At 68.3% G+C, this 20,530-nt stretch carries 24 protein-coding genes; 11 read left to right on the top strand and 13 right to left on the bottom strand.

Features of this window, described 5'->3' with window-relative positions; genetic code table 11:
• The first annotated feature begins 61 nt into the window (after nt 1-61).
• Nucleotides 62-667, top strand: a complete 606-nt coding sequence (gene dcd, locus ABD708_RS01815; protein ID WP_344751569.1) for a dCTP deaminase — start codon at nt 62-64, stop codon at nt 665-667.
• Between the two features lie 28 nt (nt 668-695).
• Entirely contained in the window at nt 696-1,202 is a 507-nt protein-coding gene (locus tag ABD708_RS01810; protein ID WP_344751568.1) for a hypothetical protein, read from the top strand.
• Between the two features lie 68 nt (nt 1,203-1,270).
• On the opposite strand, the gene ABD708_RS01805 is transcribed toward ABD708_RS01810, so the two are convergent.
• Together ABD708_RS01805 and ABD708_RS01800 are read right to left on the bottom strand one after the other, a co-directional pair.
• On the bottom strand, nt 1,271-1,588 hold the full coding sequence (locus tag ABD708_RS01805) for a type II toxin-antitoxin system RelE/ParE family toxin (protein ID WP_344751567.1): 318 nt from the start codon (nt 1,586-1,588) through the stop codon (nt 1,271-1,273).
• Entirely contained in the window at nt 1,585-1,839 is a 255-nt protein-coding gene (locus tag ABD708_RS01800) for an addiction module protein (RefSeq protein WP_344751566.1), read from the bottom strand. Before ABD708_RS01800 ends, ABD708_RS01805 begins: the two co-directional genes overlap by 4 nt.
• Before the next feature lie 129 nt (nt 1,840-1,968).
• Between ABD708_RS01800 and ABD708_RS01795 the strand changes: the two genes are divergently transcribed.
• Nucleotides 1,969-2,598, top strand: a complete 630-nt coding sequence (locus tag ABD708_RS01795; protein ID WP_344751565.1) for a GNAT family N-acetyltransferase — start codon at nt 1,969-1,971, stop codon at nt 2,596-2,598.
• A 106-nt stretch (nt 2,599-2,704) separates the two neighbouring features.
• On the opposite strand, the gene ABD708_RS01790 is transcribed toward ABD708_RS01795, so the two are convergent.
• Together ABD708_RS01790 and ABD708_RS01785 are read right to left on the bottom strand one after the other, a co-directional pair.
• Complete coding sequence (locus ABD708_RS01790; RefSeq protein WP_344751564.1) at nt 2,705-3,460, bottom strand: SDR family NAD(P)-dependent oxidoreductase; 756 nt, start codon at nt 3,458-3,460, stop codon at nt 2,705-2,707.
• A complete protein-coding gene (locus ABD708_RS01785) occupies nt 3,457-4,317 on the bottom strand; it encodes a fumarylacetoacetate hydrolase family protein (RefSeq protein WP_344751563.1) in 861 nt (286 codons plus the stop codon). Before ABD708_RS01785 ends, ABD708_RS01790 begins: the two co-directional genes overlap by 4 nt.
• 135 nt (nt 4,318-4,452) lie before the next feature.
• Between ABD708_RS01785 and ABD708_RS01780 the strand changes: the two genes are divergently transcribed.
• The 4 genes from ABD708_RS01780 to ABD708_RS01765 are packed head-to-tail and all read left to right on the top strand — an operon-like array spanning nt 4,453 to nt 7,919.
• Nucleotides 4,453-5,742, top strand: coding sequence for an L-fuconate dehydratase (locus ABD708_RS01780; RefSeq protein ID WP_344751562.1), 1,290 nt, complete (start codon nt 4,453-4,455; stop codon nt 5,740-5,742).
• Nucleotides 5,735-6,679: an aldo/keto reductase gene (locus tag ABD708_RS01775; protein WP_344751561.1), complete on the top strand. Its 945-nt coding sequence runs from the start codon at nt 5,735-5,737 to the stop codon at nt 6,677-6,679. Before ABD708_RS01780 ends, ABD708_RS01775 begins: the two co-directional genes overlap by 8 nt.
• On the top strand, nt 6,679-7,518 hold the full coding sequence (locus ABD708_RS01770; RefSeq protein WP_344751560.1) for an amidohydrolase family protein: 840 nt from the start codon (nt 6,679-6,681) through the stop codon (nt 7,516-7,518). Before ABD708_RS01775 ends, ABD708_RS01770 begins: the two co-directional genes overlap by 1 nt.
• Complete coding sequence (locus ABD708_RS01765) at nt 7,512-7,919, top strand: RbsD/FucU family protein (RefSeq protein WP_344751559.1); 408 nt, start codon at nt 7,512-7,514, stop codon at nt 7,917-7,919. The genes ABD708_RS01770 and ABD708_RS01765 overlap by 7 nt, the downstream gene beginning before the upstream one ends.
• A 111-nt stretch (nt 7,920-8,030) precedes the next feature.
• Here the strand turns inward: ABD708_RS01765 and ABD708_RS01760 are convergent, their stop codons facing one another.
• From ABD708_RS01760 to ABD708_RS01750, 3 genes are all read right to left on the bottom strand, one after another.
• Nucleotides 8,031-8,705, bottom strand: coding sequence for a FadR/GntR family transcriptional regulator (locus ABD708_RS01760; protein ID WP_344751558.1), 675 nt, complete (start codon nt 8,703-8,705; stop codon nt 8,031-8,033).
• Between the two features lie 29 nt (nt 8,706-8,734).
• Entirely contained in the window at nt 8,735-9,346 is a 612-nt protein-coding gene (locus ABD708_RS01755) for a GTP pyrophosphokinase (RefSeq protein ID WP_344752168.1), read from the bottom strand.
• Between the two features lie 190 nt (nt 9,347-9,536).
• Nucleotides 9,537-10,871, bottom strand: coding sequence for an MFS transporter (locus tag ABD708_RS01750; protein WP_344751557.1), 1,335 nt, complete (start codon nt 10,869-10,871; stop codon nt 9,537-9,539).
• Nucleotides 10,872-10,893: 22 nt separating this feature from the next.
• Between ABD708_RS01750 and ABD708_RS01745 the strand changes: the two genes are divergently transcribed.
• A complete protein-coding gene (locus tag ABD708_RS01745; protein ID WP_344751556.1) occupies nt 10,894-11,721 on the top strand; it encodes a class I SAM-dependent methyltransferase in 828 nt (275 codons plus the stop codon).
• 15 nt (nt 11,722-11,736) lie between these two features.
• Nucleotides 11,737-12,126, top strand: a complete 390-nt coding sequence (locus ABD708_RS01740; protein WP_344751555.1) for a nuclear transport factor 2 family protein — start codon at nt 11,737-11,739, stop codon at nt 12,124-12,126.
• 2 nt (nt 12,127-12,128) lie between these two features.
• Here the strand turns inward: ABD708_RS01740 and ABD708_RS01735 are convergent, their stop codons facing one another.
• The 6 genes from ABD708_RS01735 to ABD708_RS01710 form a co-directional block, all read right to left on the bottom strand.
• Complete coding sequence (locus ABD708_RS01735) at nt 12,129-12,944, bottom strand: IclR family transcriptional regulator (RefSeq protein ID WP_344751554.1); 816 nt, start codon at nt 12,942-12,944, stop codon at nt 12,129-12,131.
• Nucleotides 12,944-14,101, bottom strand: coding sequence for a pyridoxal-phosphate-dependent aminotransferase family protein (locus tag ABD708_RS01730; RefSeq protein ID WP_344751553.1), 1,158 nt, complete (start codon nt 14,099-14,101; stop codon nt 12,944-12,946). Before ABD708_RS01730 ends, ABD708_RS01735 begins: the two co-directional genes overlap by 1 nt.
• 25 nt (nt 14,102-14,126) lie before the next feature.
• On the bottom strand, nt 14,127-15,059 hold the full coding sequence (locus tag ABD708_RS01725; protein WP_344751552.1) for an ABC transporter permease: 933 nt from the start codon (nt 15,057-15,059) through the stop codon (nt 14,127-14,129).
• Entirely contained in the window at nt 15,056-16,174 is a 1,119-nt protein-coding gene (locus ABD708_RS01720) for a putative B6 ABC transporter permease subunit 2 (protein WP_344751551.1), read from the bottom strand. Before ABD708_RS01720 ends, ABD708_RS01725 begins: the two co-directional genes overlap by 4 nt.
• The gene (locus ABD708_RS01715) at nt 16,164-17,756 is read right to left on the bottom strand and encodes a putative B6 ABC transporter ATP-binding protein (RefSeq protein ID WP_344751550.1); all 1,593 of its coding nucleotides are present in this window, start codon (nt 17,754-17,756) and stop codon (nt 16,164-16,166) included. Before ABD708_RS01715 ends, ABD708_RS01720 begins: the two co-directional genes overlap by 11 nt.
• An 87-nt stretch (nt 17,757-17,843) precedes the next feature.
• Nucleotides 17,844-18,923: a putative B6 ABC transporter substrate-binding protein gene (locus tag ABD708_RS01710; protein ID WP_344751549.1), complete on the bottom strand. Its 1,080-nt coding sequence runs from the start codon at nt 18,921-18,923 to the stop codon at nt 17,844-17,846.
• A 188-nt stretch (nt 18,924-19,111) separates the two neighbouring features.
• Between ABD708_RS01710 and ABD708_RS01705 the strand changes: the two genes are divergently transcribed.
• Nucleotides 19,112-19,594: a hypothetical protein gene (locus tag ABD708_RS01705; protein ID WP_344751548.1), complete on the top strand. Its 483-nt coding sequence runs from the start codon at nt 19,112-19,114 to the stop codon at nt 19,592-19,594.
• Nucleotides 19,595-19,725: 131 nt separating this feature from the next.
• On the top strand, nt 19,726-20,484 hold the full coding sequence (pldA, locus tag ABD708_RS01700; RefSeq protein ID WP_344751547.1) for a 4-pyridoxolactonase: 759 nt from the start codon (nt 19,726-19,728) through the stop codon (nt 20,482-20,484).
• Nucleotides 20,485-20,530 lie beyond the last annotated feature (46 nt).

Below are 20,530 nucleotides of genomic sequence, written 5' to 3'. Positions count from 1 at the left end.
CGCCGAATGGGAACTGTTGCGCGGCATCCGCCCATCCAGCGCCCTTCGATAGGCTGGCCGCGTGCTGCTCAGCGACCGCGACATCAAGTCCGAACTCGACAGCGGCCGGATCGCGCTCGACCCATACGAGCCCGTGATGATCCAGCCGTCCAGCATCGACGTGCGGCTCGACCGCTTCTTCCGGCTGTTCTCGAACCACAAATACCCGTTCATCGATCCGGCCGAAGACCAGCCCGACCTCACCCATCTCGTGGAGGTCGACGGCGACCAGCCGTTCATCCTGCACCCCGGCGAGTTCGTGCTGGGCTCGACCTACGAGCGCGTCACCCTGCCCGACGACATCGCCGCGCGCCTCGAGGGCAAGAGCTCGCTCGGTCGCCTCGGCCTGCTCACGCACTCGACGGCCGGATTCATCGACCCGGGGTTCACGGGCCACGTCACCCTCGAGCTCAGCAACGTGGCAACGCTGCCCATCAAGCTGTGGCCGGGAATGAAGATCGGCCAGATGTGCTTCTTCCGGCTGACCTCGCCGGCTGAGAAGCCCTACGGCTCCGCCGATTACAGCTCGCGCTACCAGGGGCAGCGCGGCCCGACGGCATCCCGCAGCTACCTCAACTTCCATCGCACCGACGTCTCGTCCACCGAGACCGGTCGACCGGAGAACTGACCACCCACCACCGACGCAGGAGGCCCCGATGGAACTCGACACCGCCACAGGACAGTTCGTCGAGGCTCTGCTCGCCGAGGGCCATCACAGCCTGCGCAACTTCCGCAAGCTCGTCGGCTCGTGGCACGTGACGGGGCAGCGCCTCGATGAGGCCACCGGCGAGTGGATTCCCCGCGAGTTCGACTACCTCGTCGCGTGGGTGCTCGAGGGCCGGGCCATCCAGGACCTCGAGGTGGTCACGCAGCCCGACGGCACGCGGCGCACCGTCGCGATCGGCCTGCGCGTCGCCGACCCGCACGCAGGCATCGCCCGGGTGAGCTTCTTCGCCCCCGACGCGAACGAGTTCACGAGCATGATCGCCTCGACGTGGCGCGGCGGCGTCCGGCAGGACGGCTCGCAGAACGACGGCCGCCCGATCAGGTGGAACTTCACCGACATCCGCGAGGACGCCTACGACTGGCAGGGCTGGGTCTCCGACGACGAGGGCGCGACCTGGCGGCTCGTCGAGGAGCTGCACGGCATCCGTACTGCCTGACTCGAGGCTTATGCGAGCGGCACACGGATGCCGCGATCCGAGGCGCCCTTCGCTGCGAAGTGTGCCCCTCAGCCCTCCAGCCGACCTGACCAGTACCCCGGTTTTCGTCGTTCGTGCGCATACGCGATTACGACGACTTCGTCGTCGGATGGGACGTAGATGACACGGTAGGGGAAGACTGCCACCCTTCGGCTGCGCACCACGGCACCGTCGGGCCCCCGGCGCACGATCGGCCATGAATGCGGCCACTCTCGGATGTCCGAGAGCGCAGCGACGATCTCCGCGTCAAAATCGTCACCGAGCCCGGCCCGCTGTCGATGGTAGTAGGCGATCGTGGTGAGCAATTCGTCAGTCGCCGCGGCATGCTCGCGCCAGGGCGGCGTCACTCGTGGAGCTTGGCGAGGAGCGTTCGAACCCTGGCCCGAGATTCCTCGCCATCGATGAGTTCGGCGGTGCCGTTCACGACCTCAGCGACCCGGCGGTCGATCACCTCGTTCCACGCAGCATCGACCTCGGCGGGCGTCTCGTCGTCAACGTCTTCCTCGAGAGTCAGCAACAACTGGTGCGCCAACTCTGCGCGCTGTTCGTGAGAAAGCGCTCGCGCGGTCTCGAGTACCGTCGTGACATCCGTTGACATACCGTGAGTGTACGTCGGGGTCCCGACATCCCCGTCGGGTCGACGTCACCTGTGGAAACTGACGCCTGTAGTCCCCGAGGGGCGCAAGCGCTGCGACTCGAGGCCGCCGCCGTTCTGTAGGGTTTCGGCGTGAGTGACAAGGACCCGCACGCAGCCCACGAGCCGAGCCCCGGCGGCTTAGCCACCCCAGAGCATGCTTCCGAGTATGGGTCGGCGGTGCTGACGGGCGCGCGGGTTCGGCTGCGCGCCGCCGAGCCCGCGGACCTTGAGAGGCTCGCGAGCTGGTATCGCGATGCCGAGTTCACTGTGCTGCAGAGCGAGACGTTCCAGATCGCCTCGCAGGCCGAGACGGTCGAGCAGATGAAGAAGTGGTTCAGCAACGACGGCGTTCGCGGCGGTGGCAACTTCGCGGTGGAATCGCTGGACTCGGGCGAGGTCGTCGGCGGTGTCAACATCTGGGGCGGCCGACTGCCGGAGAGGGCGGGCACGCTCGCCATTCAGATCGGCGGCCCATTCGTGGGCAAGGGCTTCGGCACCGACGCCCTGCGGGTGGCCGTTGACTTCGCCTTCCGAGAGCTCGGCCTCAACCGCCTTCAACTGACCGTTGCGGCGTTCAACAGTCGCGGCATCAAGGCGTATCAGAAGGCCGGATTCGTCGTCGAGGGGCGCCGCCGGCAGGCGACGTTCCACGACGGGCGGTTCCACGACCAGCTGCTGATGGCGATCCTTTTCGAGGAGTGGGCCGGCTCGCGCGGCTGAGGGGCGGCGAGGTCGCGAAACCACCGAGACGTTCCAAAACGGGCTTCTGCCGATTCAGAGGCCCATTTCGGAACGTCTCGATGCGGGATGCCGCGAAGCGTGCCGCTCAGTCCTCCGCCGGGCGTAGCCGCAGCGACTCGAGGCCGCCGTCGACCGTGATCGACGTGCCCGTCGTCGAGCGCGAGCGGGGGCTCGCGAGATAGGCGACGGCATCCGCCACCTCGGCGGCCGAGACCAGACGTCCGTGCGGCTGTCGCGCCTCGAGCGCCGCGCGCTCGGCGACCGGATCGGCGGCGGCCGACAGCAGGCGCCCGACCCACGGCGTGTCCGCGGTGCCCGGGTTCACGCAGTTGACCCGGATGCCTTCCCGCAGGTGATCCGCCGCCATGGCCCGCGTCAGGCTGAGCACCGCCCCCTTCGTCGCCGAGTAGAGCGCGCGCTGGGGCAGCCCCACGTTGGCGGCGACCGAGCAGGTGTTCACGATCGCAGCGGCCGGCGACTTCCGCAGCGCGGGAAGCGCCGCCCGCGTCACGCGCACCATGCCGACGACGTTCACGTCGAAGACGCGGTGCCACTCGGCATCCGTATTGTCCTCGACACCGCCCTGCGCGCCGATGCCGGCGTTGTTGACGACCACGTCGAGTCGGCCGAACCGGGCGACGACGGCGTCGATCGCGGCCTGCACCGAGGAGTCATCCGTCACGTCCGCCGTCACCGCGAACACGTCGGCGGCGCCGGATACATCGCGATCGAGCACTGCCACCGTGGCGCCGCGCGCACCCAGCTCGGCCGCGATCGCGGCGCCGATTCCAGATGCCCCGCCCGTCACGACCGCGACGAGGCCGTCGAACTCCGTACTCATCGCGCGACCCCCGCCGCCACGAACTCCTGCCGCTGCCGCCCGAGTCCTTCGATCTCGAGCTCGACCACGTCGCCGGCCTTCAGGTAGGGGAACCGCCCGGAGAGCGCGACGCCCTGCGGCGTGCCGGTGAGCACGAGGTCGCCCGGCTCGAGCGCGAGGTACTGGCTGAGCTGGTAGACGATCGTCGCGACGTCGAAGACCATGTCGGCCGTGTTCGAGTCCTGCCGGGGCTCGCCGTTGACCCAGCTGCGCAGGCGCAGGTTCTGGTGCGAGACCTCGTCGGGCGTCACGAGCACGGGGCCGGTCGGGCAGAACCCGGGCGCGGACTTGCCCTTCCCCCACTGACCGCCCGAGATCTCGAGCTGCCACTCCCGCTCGGAGAGGTCGTTCGCGAGCACGAAGCCGGCCACGTGCTCGAGCGCCTCATCGGGCGACGAGAGGTAAAGCGCGCGGGTCCCGATCACGACGCCGAGCTCGACCTCCCAGTCGGTCTTCTCACTGCCGCGGGGGATCTCGACCGCGTCGTCGGGGCCGACCACGGTGCTCGGGGTCTTGAGGAACACGATCGGCACCTCGGGCGGCTCCGAGCCGGACTCGGCGGCGTGCGCCGCGTAGTTCATGCCGATGCACAGCACCGCGCTCGGTCGGGCGATGGGCGCGCCGATGCGCAGCGTCTCAGCAGCGGGAAGCGGCGCCAGCTCGCGTGCCGTCAGCGCGGCGGCGGCCCGGGCAGGCCCGCCGCTCGACAGGAACGCGCCGTCGATGTCGGGCGTCACCGGCCTCAGGTCGTAGGCGACGTCGCCGTCGACGAGTACGGGGATCTCCTGGCCGAGGGGCCCGAGGCGCGCGAATTTCACTCTTCTCCTGCTTCCTTGCGATCGAATGCGATGACGGATGCCTGAAACATCTGACCTGAGCCTAGCTGTCGCCCGCATCTTGGCTCCATCTCCGTTGTTGACACTCTAGACATCCGATGTCTAGGCTCGCCACTCGTGAGCCTCATCGCCGAGTTCCAGACGCACGACGTGCGCTTCCCCACCTCGCTCCTTCTCGACGGCTCCGATGCCATGAATCCCGACCCCGACTATTCCGCGGCCTATCTGCGCATCGCGACCGACGCGGGCGACGGCCTCGAGGGGCACGGCTTCGTGTTCACGATCGGACGCGGCAACGACGTCGAGGTCGCGGCGATCCAGGCGCTCGCGCCCTATGTGCTCGGCCGGAACGCGGAGGAGCTGCTCGCCGACCTCGGCGGCGTCTGGCGCGAGCTGCAGCACGACTCGCAGCTGCGCTGGCTCGGGCCCGAGAAGGGCGTCATGCACATGGCGATCGGCGCCGTCGTGAACGCCCTGTGGGACCTGCGCGCCAAGCGCGAGGGCAAGCCGCTCTGGCGGCTGCTCGGCGAGCTCTCGCCTGAGGAACTCGTCGATCTCGTCGACTTCCGCTACCTGAGCGACGCGCTCACCCGCGACGAGGCGCTCGCCATCCTGCGCGACGCAGAGCCCGGCCGCGCGGCCCGCATCGCGCGGCTCGAGGCCGAGGGCTACCCCGCTTACACGACGACGCCGGGCTGGCTCGGCTACAGCGACGAGAAGCTCGCCAGGCTTAGCCGCGAGGCGGTCGCCGAAGGCTTCGCGCAGATCAAGCTCAAGGTGGGGGCGAGTCTCGACGACGACGTCCGCCGGCTCGGAATCGCCCGCGAGGCGGTCGGCCCCGGCATCCGTATCGCCGTCGATGCCAACCAGCGCTGGGACGTCGCCGAGGCGATCGACTGGATGCGCCGGCTCGCCCGCTTCGACATCGCCTGGATCGAGGAGCCGACCAACCCCGACGACGTGCTCGGCCATGCGGCGATCGCGCGCGGCATCGCGCCGATCCCGGTGGCGACCGGCGAGCACGGCGCGAACCGGGTGATGTTCAAGCAGTTCCTGCAGGCGGGGGCGCTGCAGGTGCTGCAGATCGACTACTCGCGCGTGGCCGGCGTGAACGAGAACATCGCGATCCTGCTGCTGGCGGCGAAGTTCGGGGTGCCCGTGTGCCCGCATGCGGGCGGAGTTGGGCTGTGCGAGGCGGTGCAGCATCTCGCGATGTTCGACTTCATCGCGGTGTCCGGCACGACCGACGACCGCATGATCGAGTTCGTCGACCACCTGCACGAGCACTTCACGGCCCCCGTCGACGTGCATGACGGGCGGTACTGGCCGCCGGCCGCCCCTGGGGCGGGCACCGAGATGCACGCCGGCTCGATCGCGCAGTACGAATTCCGGGTGACGGATGCCTGAACCGGGCGTTCCCCTCGGCCGGCTGGGGTTCGGGGTCGCCTCGCTCGGCAACCTGTTCATGGAGCTCTCGGACGAGAGGGCGTTCGAGATCCTCGACGAGGCGTGGGCGGCGGGCATCCGCTCCTTCGACACGGCGCCGCACTATGGCCTCGGACTCTCCGAACGGAGGATCGGCACGTTCCTCGCCACGAAGCCGCGCGACGAGTTCGTGCTCTCGACGAAGGTCGGCCGACTGCTCGAGCCCGACCCGGGCGCGGACGGCCTCGACGACGAGGGCTTTCGCGTTCCCGCGACGATGAAGCGGGTATGGGGATTCGACGCGGATGCCGTGCGCCGCAGTCTCGACGCATCGCTTGAGCGCCTCGGACTCGACCGCGTCGACATCGTCTACATTCACGACCCCGAGCGCAGCGACATCGGACTGGACGCTGCGCTCGCCACGGCGGTTCCGGCGGTCGCGGCGCTGCGCGACGAGGGCGTCGTCGGCCAGGTCGGCATCGGCACGATGGTGAACGAGGCCGTCGTCGCGGCGGTGCGCACCGGTGCGCTCGATCTCGCGATGATCGCCAACCGGCTCACGCTCGCCGATCACTCGGCACTCGACGAGGCGGTGCCCGCCTGCCGCGAGCACGGCGTCGGCGTCGTTGCCGCGGCCGTCTTCAACACCGGGCTGCTCGCGCATGCCGAGCCTCACGGGCGCTTCGAATACGCGGATGCCGACCCGCAGCTTCTGCGTCGGGTGCGCCGCATCGCGGCGGTGTGCGCCTCTCATGGCGTCGACGTGCCGACGGCGGCGCTGCACTATCCGCTGCGCCGGGGCGCCCAGACGGTTGTCGTGGGCGCGAACGGGCCCGGGCAGATCGCGCAGAACGCAGCGCGGCTCGAGACGCACGTGCCCGAGGAACTGTGGGCGGAGCTCGAGGCAGACGGGCTCTGATGACCATCATCGACGCGCACGTGCACCTGTGGGATCCGGCCGACGGCTACGCCTGGCTCGCGAACGTCGACCCCGGTCTGCGCCGGCCGATCACCGCGGCCGATGTGCGGGCAGAGCTCGACGCCGCGGGTGTCGCCGAGGCGATCCTCGTGCAGGCCGACGACACGGCGGCTGACACCGGCCGCATGCTGGCGGCCGCCGCCGCGCACGAGTGGATCGTCGGCGTCGTGGGCTGGGTGCCGCTCGACGACGCGGCGCGCGCGGCGAGCGAGCTCGAGCGCCGCGCGACGGAGCCGAAGCTGCGGGGCATCCGCCACCTCGTCCACGAGGACCCGCGCGGCGACTTCCTCGCGCTGCCCGCAGTGCGCGCGTCGCTGGCGCGGGCCGCGAGGCTCGGCTTGGTTTTCGACATTCCGGATGCCTGGCCAAGGCACCTCGCGCAGGCATCCGATCTCTCCGCCGCCCTGCCCGAGCTCACGGTCGTGATCGACCACCTCGCCAAGCCGCCCTTCGGCGGCGCCGACTGGGGCGACTGGGCGGCCGCGCTGACGGCCGTCGCCGCGCACCCAAACACCGTCGCGAAGGTCTCCGGCCTGCATACGGGCGGCGTCGCACACCCGGTTGACACGGTGCGCCCCGCGTGGGAGCTCGCCCTCGAGCTGTTCGGCCCCGACCGGCTGCTGTACGGCAGTGACTGGCCGATGACCGCCGCGGGCAGCGGCTACCTGTCGACCTGGAGCCAGCTCGGCGCGCTGATCGGCGAGCTCGCGCCGATCGAGCAGACGGCGATCTACGCGGGCACGGCGCGCCGCGTCTACGGATTGGAGAACGGATGCTGACCGGAATCGACCCCGTCCTCTCCGGCGAGTTGCTGCTGCACCTCGACGCCATGGGTCACTCTGACGCGGTCGTCGTCGCCGACGCGCATTTCCCCGCCGAGCGCGTCGCCCAGCGCCTCGTGGTGCTGCCGGGCCTCGAGACGCCGCGCGTGCTCGCCGCGATCTGCTCGGTGCTGCCCCTCGACGACGCGCCCGCGCTCGACCTGATGGCGAGCGCCGACGGGAAGGAGCTGCCGGTGCAGGTGCAGCTCATGAAGGCGGCGGGCGTCGATGACGTAGGCACCCGCTTCGTCGACCGCTTCGCGTTCTACGACCTCGCGGAGCAGGCGTACCTCGTCATCCGCACCGGCGAGACGCGCATCTACGGCAACGCGCTGCTGCGCAAGGGCGTCGTGCGCTGAGGTGGGTCGACATGCCGCTCCGCGCAGTTGCGCTGCTCGGATCCGGCATGCGCTATTCGGATCCGAGCAGCGCACTGCGGATCGCAGCAGCGCGTGCAGAATGGCGCCGAGTCACGACGCCGCGCGGCGCAGCCAGTCCTCGACGCCGGCGATGTGCACGGCGGCGCGCGCGCGGACGAGCTCGGCGTCGCCCAGGGCGAGCGCATCGACGATCGCGCGATGCTCGGCGAGGGTGCGCTCCAGCACGTTCTCCTGCGTGAGACCGCGCCAGATGCGGGCGCGCAGCGTTCCGCCGGAGAGGTTGTCGAGCAGGCTGGTCAGGTAGTGGTTGCCGGCGAGCTCAGCGATGCCGTGGTGGAAGGAGACATCGTGATCGACGAGGCTGTCGATCGACGTCCCGCCGTCGACCGAGTCGACCATCGCGCCGAGGCGCTCGATGTCGGCATCCGTCGCCCTGCCCGTCGCCATCGCCGCCGCAGCGGGCTCCAGAATCCGCCGCACCGCGAACAGCTCGAGCACGGACGCGTCCTCGTGCAGGTCGACGACGAACGACATCGCCTCAAGCAGCAGCCCCGGATCGAGGCTCGTGACGAAGGTGCCGTCGCCGCGCCGCACGTCGAGCACGCGGATGATCTCGAGCGCCTTCACCGCCTCGCGCAGCGAGCTGCGCGACAGCCCCAGCGACTCGCTGAGCTCCTTCTCGGGAGGCAGCCGATCGCCGGGGCGCAGGCGGCCGTCGATGATCATCTTCTTGATCTTGAGGATCGCCTCGTCCGTGACGGCCATGCGACGAGCCTAAAGGTGGGGCCGGGCGATCAGACCGAGCGGGTGTCGCGCCGCACCTGGCGGTGCAGGTCCTCCATCTTCCCGTCGAGATCGGCCGCGACCTCCGCCGCCTCGCGCAGCCCGGCGAGCATCTCGGCCGGCACCTCGCGGTCGTACTTGTAATAGATCTTGTGCTCGAGGCTCGCCCAGAAGTCCATCGCGACGGTGCGCAGCTGCACCTCGACGACGACCGGCACGGGCCCGTCCGAGAGGAACACGGGGATCTCGATGATCGCGTGCAGGCTCTTGTAGCCGTTCGGCTTCGGGTTCGCGATGTAGTCCTTGACCTCGATCACGCGCACGTCGTCCTGCGCGGTCAGCGCGTCGAACACGCGGTACACGTCGCTCACGAACGAGCAGACGACGCGGATGCCGGCGATGTCGGTGATCGCGGACCGGATCGCCTGGTACGACGGCGCCACGCCCTTGCGCGCCACCTTCTCGAGCACCGACTCGGTCGTCTTGAGCCGCGAGTTCACGTGCTCGATGGGGTTCTCGGCGTGCAGCTGGGCGAACTCCTCGCGCAGGATCGAGATCTTCGTCATGACCTCGTCGATCGCGAATTTGTACGGCATCATGAACCGCGCGAAGTCGTCGCGCATGGCGTAGATCTCGCTGAGCGCCGAATCGCCGAGCTGCTCGATGACGGCCTCGGTGCCTTCGGTCACGATGCGCTTGTCGGCAGCCTCTGCGGGTTCGGTCTGACCTAGGGGAACGACATCGCTGGACACGCCCTCGAACCTATGGGGGCAACTTGAGCGGATGCCGCGAAGCAGCTGTCCCGATCGTTGATCAGCGCCCGCGCGCGGTGAGCTTCTCCTGCCCCGGCTTCACCGGGATCATCACCAGCAGGCCGATGAGCAGCACCAGGACGATACCGATGATGCCGTAGATCTGGTGGCCGAACAGGCCGACGAAGAGCGCGAACGCGGTCGGCGCGAGGAAGGTCGCGGCGCGGCCCGTCGTGGCATACAGCCCGAAGACCTCGCCCTCGCGCCCTTCAGGGATGATGCGCGCGAGGAAGGTGCGCGACGCCGACTGCGCCGGCCCGACGAACAGGCAGAGGATCAGGGCGAAGATCCAGAAGATCGTGGCGCCGCCTGAGTGCAGCGCGAACACGAGCGCGCCCGCCACGACCAGGCCGACGAGCGAGGTGATGATGACCGGCTTCGGCCCGACGCGATCGTCGAGGGGCCCCGTCGCGATCGTCGAGATCCCTGCGACGATGTTCGCCGCGATCGCGAAGATGATGACCTCGCCGCTCGAGAAGCCGAAGCTGCCCTGCGCGAGCACGCCGCCGAAGGTGAAGACGCCCGTGAGCCCGTCGCGGAAGATCGCCGAGGCGAGCAGGAACCAGATGGTGTTGCGGCTCAGCTTCCACAGCTCGGTGATGGTGCGCCACAGCGTGACGTAAGCGCCGAAGAACGAGGAGCGCTCGCGGGCGATCTCGCCCGGCACACGGGGCTCCTTCACCGCCACAAGCACGGGGATCGCGAACACCGCGAACCACACGGTCGCGACGAGCATGGAGATGCGGATGTTCCAGCCGCCCTCCGTCGAGACGTGCAGCGCCCCGCCGTCGCCGGAGATGAACAGGATGTACACGATCAGCAGTAGCACGATGCCGCCGACGTAGCCGAGGCCCCAGCCGAGGCCCGAGACGCGGCCGATCGTCTTCGGCGTCGAGACCTGCGTGAGCATCGCGTTGTAGTTGACCGCCGCCAACTCGTAGAACACCGTTCCGACGGCGACGGCGATGAGGCCGAACCACAGGAAGCCAGGCTCGGACTTCACGAACACCGTCGCGAGCAGCGACAGAGCGACGAGTGTCGAGAAGATCGCGAGCCAGAGCTTGCGCCGGCCTGCGGCATCCGACAGCTCCCCCGTCACCGGCGCGGTCAGCGCAACCAGCACGCCCGCGACGCCGAGCACCCAGCCGAGCAGCGCCGAGGTGTGGTCGGTGTCGCCGAAACTTGTGCTCGTGAGGTAGACCGTGAAGACGAAGGTCGTCGCGACGGCATTGAAGGCGCTCGACCCCCAGTCCCACGCACCCCACGCGAGGATCGTGCGGGTCGGGATCTTGGGCTCATCGGCGGCGAGGGCGTCGGGTGCGGCGGCTGTGCTCACGCGCAAACCTTAGTGTGGTCAGGTGGCCTTCGCGGAATGGGCGGGCATCTCCGCGCCGTACGATCGCTCGTTCGGCGCGCTGTGCGCCTGCGCGGTGCCGGAAGTTCTCTGCGAACTGAACGCTCAAGGATCGGGCGGGCGTTTGCTCGACGTCGGCACGGGCACCGGATCGGTCGCGATCGCCGCGGTGCGCGCGGGCTGGCAGGTCGACGCCTTCGACGCCGAGCAGTCGATGATCGACTTCGCGATGCGGAGAACGGATGCCGCAGGCATCCGTTTCATCACCGCCACACTGCCCCGTCTGCCGTACCCCGACGGCGCCTTCGACGCCGTCGCCGCGAACTTCGCGATCAACCACGTCGACCACCCGCGCGAGGGACTCGCCGAGCTGCGGCGCGTGCTGCGGCCCAGCGGCCACCTCGCCGCGACGGTCTGGCCATGGGGCGCGCCGAGCGCGACGGCGGTGCTGTGGCGCGAGATCCAGGACGAGACGGGCGCCTACCCGCCGCCGGGCAATCGGCTGCCGGCCGGCAGCGACTTCGACCGCAGCGAGGCGGGGCTCGCGGGCGTCCTCGAGGAGTGCGGCTTCGTCGACGTCCGCGCTCGCCGCATCGAGTTCGAGTGGCGCGTCGACGCGGATGCGCTGTGGTCGGGCGTTGAGGCGGGCATCGCGCTCATCGGCTACGCCTATCGGGCGGCGGATGCCGCGACGCGTGTCGCGATGCGCGCAGCCTACGACGCCCGCACCCCTGCGCTCACGGGCGCCGACGGGTTGCTGCACTTCCCGCAGGCGGCAGTGCTCGCCTCCGGCACGAAGGCTGCGCTCGCAGAAGCATCCGTAGACCGTTGAATAAAAGGAGAAGCCATGACCTCGTCAAACCAACTCCCCGAATGGTTCGCGACGGCGCTCGACGCGTTCGGGCGCGGTGATCTCGACGGGTGGATGGCGATCTATGCGCCCGACGCTGTGCACGAGTTCCCGTGGGTGCCCGAGGGGCGCATCACGCGGCTGGAGGGGTGGGACGCCATCAACGCATACATGGGCCGCCTCGTGGCGGCCGGCGCCGGGGGCGGCGGCACGTTCGAGGTGATCAGTGTGACCGAGACCGACGACAAGCTGATCGTCGAGATGATCGGGCGCCGGGAGCGCGATGGTGTTCCCGTCGAGCTGGGGTACGTGTCGGTCCTGACTTTGCGCGACGGGAAGGTCGTGCGGTTCCGCGACTACATGAACCCGCTGCAGCTGCGGCGGTGATGTCAGCGAGCCGGGACGAGCATCGACTCGAACTCGGCCGCGGCTCGCTTGACCTCGTCGCCGATCTTCTCCTGCTGGGAAGGACCGACACGGTAGCCGGGCGCGACGACCGTGATCGCGCCGATCAGGCGGCCATGCACTCGGACGGGTGCGGCGCATGCCCACACGCCCTCATCGACTTCGGCCTCGCTGACCGAGAAGCGCTCCCGTTTGATGCGGTCGAGATCCGCTTCGAGCTCCTTCCGCGCCGCCTTCGACAGCGGGGGCTCCACGGCATCGAGATAGTGTGCGCGCTTGCTCTTCGAGTACTCGGCCAGCAGCAGCTTCGCCGCCGCGCCGGCGTGCAACGGCATGACGTGGCCCGGCTGGAAGGAGATGCTCACGGCGTGATCGGAGTCGGAGATGGCGAGACAGATGGCGGCATCGTTGAGCCGGCGCAAGTAGAGCGCGGTCTCGCCGGTGCGGCCTCGCAGTGCGTCCAGCACGGTCTGCGCCTCGGCGCGATAGTCGAGCGTGCGCTCGGCGGCCTCCGCGAGCTGCAGGATCTCCGGTGACAGCACGAACACGCCCTTGCTGCGTTCTTCGATGAGGTACATCTCTCGCAGCAGCGACAGGTAGCGATAGGCGCTCGGCAGGGAGATATCGTGCATCTCGAGCAGGTCGTCAACGGTCAGCTCAGGCTTCTCCTGCGTGAACTGGAGGAGGATCTGCAGTGCCCGTCGGGCGCTGTCCACCCCCTTGGTGCGCTGCACGGCCACCGGGCCGTCCTTTCGCCGACCGCCCCGCCCCGCCGCATCGACATGTGTGGAAAGTGCCATCAATTCCTCTGCTTGCTGAGCACGTCTAGCGCTGACTCGATTCCCGCGCCGACATCGACCGAGACGCCCAAGTCCAAAAGCGCGCGGCCGAGCGCCGAGAGCCCCACGATCGGGAAGAGCCCCGTTGCTGTGGGACCCATGTGTGCGATCCGAATGAGATTACCGGCGCCCTGCCCGCTCGACAACATGACGCCGTAACGGTCGCGCACGTACGAGCGTAGCTCGGTGTGGTCGATCGAGTCCGGCAGAGCGATCGAGGTTACGCAGAACCCTGAGATCTCGTCGGCCGACCAGAGCGAGAGCCCCATGGCACGCACGCCCGCGCGCGTGACGAGCGCCGAGTCCCGATGGCGCGCGATGACGTTGTCGACGCCCTCTTCCAGTGCCTGGTCGAGGCAGGCTTCCAGACCGTGGATGTCGGAGATGGACGGCGTGTAGGGGAAGACGCCCTGCCCAAGCCACTTCTCCTTCCAGTCAGTCAGGGACAGGTATGACGCGGTGGGTGCGTTCGGATTGGCCGAGATCGCCTTCCAGGCCGCTTCGCTGACCGAGACGAGGGACACTCCTGGGGGGCCGCCGAGGCACTTCTGCGCCCCGGCGACGCACACGTCGAGCCCCCACTCATCGGCGAGCAGCTCCATGCCCGCGAGCGCGGAGACGATATCGACGAGAGTGAGCACGCCGCGGGCTTGTGCGATCGGACCGATGCGCGACAGATCGCTCACGGTGCCGGACGGTGTCTCCGAAGCGACCACGGTCAGCAGCTCGATCTCGGGGTGAGCGTCGAGGTAGGCCTCGACCTGCTCTGGATCGACGGCCTCGTTGTACGGGACCTCGATCTCGTGGACGACGGCGCCGAAGTCGGCGAGCCAGAACCCCGTCCCCTTGCCGAAGACGCCCTGGACGAGGTTGAGCACGTGCATACCCGGCCGGACGAGCGACCGTGTCGCGCCCTCGAGGCCCAGGATCGCCTCGCCTTGCATCAGGATGATGTCGTTCTCGGTGCGGAAGACCTGTGCGACCTTCTCCTGCGTGCGCCGGAACGCCTCGAGGAACTCGGGGTCGTAGTGGTAGGTGATCGGCGCCCCGAGGGCGGCGAGAGTACGGGCCGTCGTGGCGACGGGCCCTGCTGACAGTGTGAAATCGAGGGTGGACATCCTGCGCCTTTCTAGCGGGCTCGGTTCAACGTGCGCCGCGGGCGTAGGGAGCGGCGAGCACGGGTGAGATGTAGACGCTTCTCGCGAAGATCAGCAGCACGACCATGACGACCAGGTAGGGCAGCATCGTGATGACCTGGGTCGGCACACTGATGCCGCCCAGCTGCAGCGCCGTGCCGAGTGCCTGCGTCACTCCGTAGAGGAGCGAGATGGCCGCGACCACCCAGATGCGGCCGCGCGACAGCATGGTTACGACGATGGCGATGTAGCCGACGCCCGCCGTCATGAAGGGCGTGAACGCTCCGGTGGAGATGAGGGACAGGTAGGCGCCGCCCAGGCCGGAGAAGAAGCCGCCGAGCAGCACCGCCTGCGAGCGCGTCTTCATCACGGAGCCGCCGGCTGCGTCGAGCGAAGAGGGCTTCTGCCCTGCGGCGCGGATGCTCAGTCCCCAATTGGTGCGCGAGAGAAGGTACGCGACCACGATCGCGAGCAGCACCGCGACCCAGAACATCCCAGAGGCGCTGAAGATCGACGACCCTACCGCTGGAATTCCGGACAACCCGGGAATCCGCCACCGGTCTGGGCTGATCGACGGCTGGCTCTGCGCGTATTTCTCCTGGTAGAGGACGCTGGTGATTCCCTGGCCGGCCAAGGTCATCGCGATGCCGATCACGATCTGGTTGAGGCCGAACAGTGTGTTCAGCACCAGCATCAGCAGGGAGAGCACGATGCCGCCTACTGCGCCGCCGAGCATGCCGATCCAGACGCTGTGGCTCGCGATCGTGACCGCATAGCCGGTGTAGGCGCCGACCAGCATGACGCCTTCGATGCCGAGATTGAGGACACCGGACTGCTCGCCGATCGTCTCGCCGACGGAGGCGAGCAGCAGCGGCACGGCGCCCGCGATGCAGGCGACGAGGAACGCCGAGATGAAGGCGGCGGTGAGCAGATCGTTCATGCCTGGGCGCTCCGTCCGGTGAGGGCGGCGAACGGGCGGCGCACCGCGTCCCTGAGCTCGTCAGGCAGGTAGCTCTGCCCGAGCTCGCGCTTGCTGCCGACGTACTCGGTGATGGTCATGAAGACCAGGATCAGAGCGACGATCACCATGTTGAAGTCGGTCGACAGCCCCGAGTCGATCGAGGCCACCGTGCCTCCTGTGGCGAAGATCGAGTAGAAGAGCACGAAGGGGATCGAGCCCACCGGACTCAACCGCGCGAGGAACACAAAGGGCATGATCGTGTCGCCGTATGCCGGGTTCCAGTTGTTGCGGACGTAGCCCCACTGCCCCATGACATCGAGCGCCGCGGCGAGTCCGATGAGACCACCGCTGATGAGGAAGAGCACGATGGTCATGGTGCGCGAGTTGATGCCCACGTGGCGCGCAGCCTTGGGATTCACGCCGAAGATGTCCAATCGGAGGCCGAACGATGTGCGGCTGAGGATGAACTGGAACACGACGGCGGCGACGATCGCGACGATGAATCCGACGTGCACCTTCGTGCCCGGGATGTAGGGCAGCATGTCGGCCGTGTTCATGGTGCGCGTCTGAGGGGTGCGCTGAGCGGGGTCCTGGAAGAGGTACTCGATGAGCAGGCCGGTGCCGCCGACCCCGATCGAGGACATGACGAGGGTCGTGATGATCTCGTTGGTTCCGAATCTGGCTTTCAGCCACGCCGGGACCAGCGTCCAGGCGGCGGCGACCGCGATCGAGAGGACGATCAGCGCGATATAGCTCGGCCCGAGCCCGATCTTCGGGATCAGCTGTGGCGCGAGGCCGCCCACGAACACTGCCCCGAGCAGGTACTGGCCGTCGTAGCCGAGGTTCCACAGCTGCCCGCGGAACACGACGATGAGCGCGATGGCCATGAGGAGCAGCGGCGTCATCATGACGAGGCTGTTCTGCAGGTTGCCGCCGAGGACCCCGTTGACCACGATGTCGCCGTAGTACTTGAGCGGGTTCTTGCCGAGCGCCAGCAGGATGATGCCGCCGACGATCAGTGCGAACACCACGGGGAGCACGGAGCGGACGACGATGTCCACCGCCCGCCGGGTTCCGGTCCGTTCAGTCGTCATTGCCGCCGCCGATCATGAGTTGTCCGACTTTCTCTGCTGTTCCGCTGCCGTTGTTGTCGACGTGGCCGACGATCCGGCCCTTGGAGATCACGCTCACGCGATGCGAGAGCTCCACGATCTCGTCCATCTCCGTGGAGATGAGGAGCACGGCGCCGCCGCGCGCCGCGAAAGAGCGCAGCAGCTCGTGCACGAGGCGCACGGTCTTGAGGTCGAGGCCGTAGGTGGGCTTGTTCACGACGAGAACGCGGGCCCCGTCGCCGAGCTCCCGTGCAAGGAGGATCTTCTGGATGTTGCCGCCGGAGAGCGCGGCAGCACGTGTCGCGGGCGAGGGAGTGCGGATCGTGTACTGGTCGATGAGCCGCCGGGCCTCCGCATTCACTGCGCTGCGGTTGATCTGGCCGAACCGCCAGAACGGCGGCTTCCCGATGCGCTTCAAGACGAGGTTCAGCGCGACGCTGAGATTTCCGACCGTGCCCTCGTGCAGGCGATCGTCTGTGACATAGCGGGCGCCGAGTTCCTGACGCTCGCGTACGCCGAGCTTCGTGATGTCTGCGCCGTCGAAGCGCACGGCGCCCTGAGTGGCGGCGCGCTGACCCGCGACGACCTCGGCGAGGCCGGTCTGCCCATGGCCGTCGATCCCGGCGACGCCGAGGATCTCGCCCTGGTGGAGCTGCAGGCTCACGTCGTGGACCATCACGTCCATCGTTCGTCCGGACGACGTGACTCCGTCGAGCTCGAGGATCACCGGATGCTCATCGATGTCGATCGCCGCGACCTCGCGGGTCGCCTCGCTGGCGCCCGCGAGGTCCGCTGCCTCGTCGAGGCCGCCGGCCGCGCTCAGGTCGTCGCCGAACATCGCCCGCAGGATCTCGGCCTGCGCCTGCTCCTCGGTGAAGCCGGACATCTGCTCCGGGCTGAGGAATCCGACCTTGCGGCCGCTGCGCAGCACCGTGACGCAGTCACCCATCTGATGCGCTTCGCGCAGCTTGTGGGTGATGAACACCACAGCGAGGCCCTGGTGCTTGAGCCGATCGATGCTCTCGGCGAGATTCTCGATCGCCGAGGGCGTCAGCATCGACGTGGGCTCGTCGAGGATCAGCAGCCGTGAGCCCGCCCACATCGCCTTGGCGATCTCCACCTGCTGCTGCTGGCCGAGACCCAGATCGCTCGCGAGCAGCCGGGGATCGATGGATGCCCCGAGCAGGCCGGACAGCTCCTCGAGCCGTGCCCGCGCGCGCTTCTCCTGGAGGCGCAGGCCGGTCTCGCCGAGCATGAGATTCTCCAGCACGGTCAGGGACGGCACGAGGGTCGAGTGCTGGTGAACGACGCCGATGCCGTGCTTGACGGCCGTCTTGGGCGAGCCGATCACGACGGGCGTGCCGTCGATCTCGATGGTGCCCGCATCGGGGAGCTGCAGCCCGGCGAGGATGCTGATCAGGGTTGATTTGCCTGCGCCGTTCTCCCCCAGCAGGCAGTGCACCTGCCCGCTGTGGATGTCCAGCGAGATGTTGTCGTTGGCGACGACGCCGGGGAAGGCCTTGGTGATGCCCTTCAGCGCGACGACGCCCGTGGAAGAACTCATCGGTGAGGTGGTCCAATCCGTCTCTCGACCGGAGGGGCACAGCCGGGCGGCGGTCTGAATGCCGCCCGGCCGTGCTTCCAGTGGGTCCTACTTGGCGAGAATCGCGTCGAGCTGGGCCTTCGACTGTGCCTGGTCGACTTTGATGGAGCCGCTCTTGATGCCGTCCGTCGCCGTGGCGACCGCCGACTTGATCGCGGGGGTGAGCTGCGCCGTGTCCTGCAGCAGCAGCCCGCCGTTGGCGAGGTCGAGGTTGTACGGCTTCTTGGCGAAGTCACCCGACTTGATGTCCTTCACCGCCTGCTCATAGGTGCCGGTGAAGCTCCACAGGGCCGAGGTCAGCAGCTCGTCCGGCTTGCTGACGAGGTCGGAGACATCGCCGATGTCCGCGATGTACTTGACCGATCCGCCGGCCGCGTCGGCATCGTTGACCGCCGACACGTAGCCCTCCGTCGCGCCGTCGCCCATGCCGAAGATGACGTCGTCGCCCTTCGCGATGAGCTGCTGCACGATCTTCTTGCCGCCGGCCGAGTCGTCGTAGCCCGAGGCCGAGATGTAGGCCACGTCGACCGCGATCGACGGGTTCACGCTCTTGGCGCCTTCGTAGAAGCCGCCGGCCATGGAGTACCAGTTCACGTCGTCGGCTGAGATGGCGACGCCGAGTTTGTCGGACTTAGTGGTTTTCGCGGCCGCGATGCCGGCCAGGTAGCCGACCTGCTCCGCGCTGAAGGTGATGACGCCGACCGCGCCTGTGACCTGCTTGTCGGGGTAGTCCGTGACGAGGACAGGGACCTTGGTGTCCGCCTGCGCCTTGGCGGCGGCATCGCCGAAGCCCGACGCGTGGGCGATGACGAAGCCGACGCCCGGCTTCTTGGCGGCCTGCTCGATGACGGTCTGCGGGTCGTCATAGCCGACGTTCGGGTACTTGTCGAGCTTCACGCCGAGGCTCTTCGCGGCGGCAGCGGCGTCCTTGAGCCCGACCTGGTTCCATCCGTGATCGGCCTCGGTCGCGGGTGTGACAATGGCGATCCGGCTGAACGACTTCGCCTTCGACGAGCTCGACGAGTCGGTGGAAGCGGTGGTGCCGCGGCCGGAGCAGGCCGCCAGCATTGCCGCGAGTGCGAGCGCGCCGGCAGTGAGCGCAGCGCGCCTGATAGTGGAACTGTTCATTGCAGGCTGTTCCTCTCGGGGGGAGTGATCGCGCAGAGTGAGCGTGGAGTATTTTTCTCACAATGTGCGGGATGAACGTGACACTATGAGAAGTCGAGCGATGGGTCAACGCACGATTCGAGGGATTTACAAAGCCGAAATCTCCCTCTTCCACGATCGGGATCACGGGCCACACGAGGGGATCGCGCATGCGCCGGATTGCTTGGGTCATCGCCGCAGCGGCGGTACTGGTGCTCGGCGGGTGCGCCGGCGACGCGGCGCCGCGCGCGACGTCCGCCACTACGGCCTCCCCTTCCCCCTCCCCGCTTGCGACCCCGGCGAACGTCGCCGTCGTGCCGCAGGACACGACGGCGTTCGGGATCATGAAGAAGGTCGCGCCGGAGGCGGCGCGGCTCTCGAGTGGCGCGAGCGTCTCGACGACATCGTGCTGGACGCCGTCTGAACACCTGTTCACGGACCCGACTGTGGCTCCGCCGACGGTGTTCCGCGTGATCTGCCGGGTGTTCTACTCGCTCGACGCGGCGCAGCGATACACGGATGTGGTGTGCATCGGCGACTTCGCGAAGACCCCGATGCTGGACCACTGCTACATCTGGAAGCCGCACCTCGGCGACCCCGGCTTCGGCGACGGGCCTGCGCTGGCCTCCGCCCCGCCGACGCCGCTGCCGTAGGACGTCGCGTTTCCGGCGCGTAAAACCTGCGGCATCCGTCAATCTGCGTCTTGACCCGTCACGCAGAATTCTCATAACGTGACTCACAATTCGCAAGATACGAGCAACACGACCCGACGTGAGAGGCCAGAATGACGGATCCGAAGGTGTTTCTCCTCGATGGCGGCACGCTGGTGATCGACGCATCCGATGTCCACTGGCACATCGATGCGGGCACGCCGGTGCGCTTCCCGGTCTACTCGGTGCTGGTCGAGACGCCGAGTGCGCTGATCCTGTACGACACCGGCTACGACCTCGACCACGTCAACAAGGTGCTGCCCTTCGAGTTGCCGGAGCAGACGCCGGAGCAGACGATCCCCGCCCAGCTCGCCCTCTGCGGGTACACCCCGGAGGACGTCGACATCGTGGTGAACTCGCACTTCCACTTCGACCACGTCGGCGGCAACAAGTACCTGACCAAGGCGACCACCCTCGTGCACACCGCCGAGCTGAGGCAGGCCAAGGTGCCGGAGCCGTTCGAGCGCTACGGCTACTCCGACCTGTCGTTCGACCACCCCGAGGTGACGTACCAGCCGATCTCGGGCGATTACGAGATCGCTCCGGGCGTCACGCTCTTCGAGACCCCCGGCCACACGATCGGCCACTACTCGATGCTCGTCGAGATGGCGAACGAGAAGAGCATGCTCTTCTGCGGCGACGCCGCCTACACGCGCACGACGCTGGCGAACGAGTGGATCGCCGGCTTCCACCTCGACCCGGCCAAGTCGGTGCAGTCGATCCGCCGGCTGAACTACCTCGGTCGCATCAAAGAAGCCGACATTTACCCGTCGCACGAGCTCGAGCCGTACCTCACCTGGAAGCTCGCGCCCGCGTACTACGGCGGCAGCTGAGCACACGGCCTGGCAGAGCGCACAGAGCCCGAGAGAGAACAGGACG

The sequence above is a fragment of the Gryllotalpicola koreensis genome, assembly GCF_039538185.1.
In the GTDB taxonomy this organism is placed as follows: domain Bacteria; phylum Actinomycetota; class Actinomycetes; order Actinomycetales; family Microbacteriaceae; genus Gryllotalpicola; species Gryllotalpicola koreensis.
This window is presented reverse-complemented; position numbering and strand designations above follow the sequence as displayed.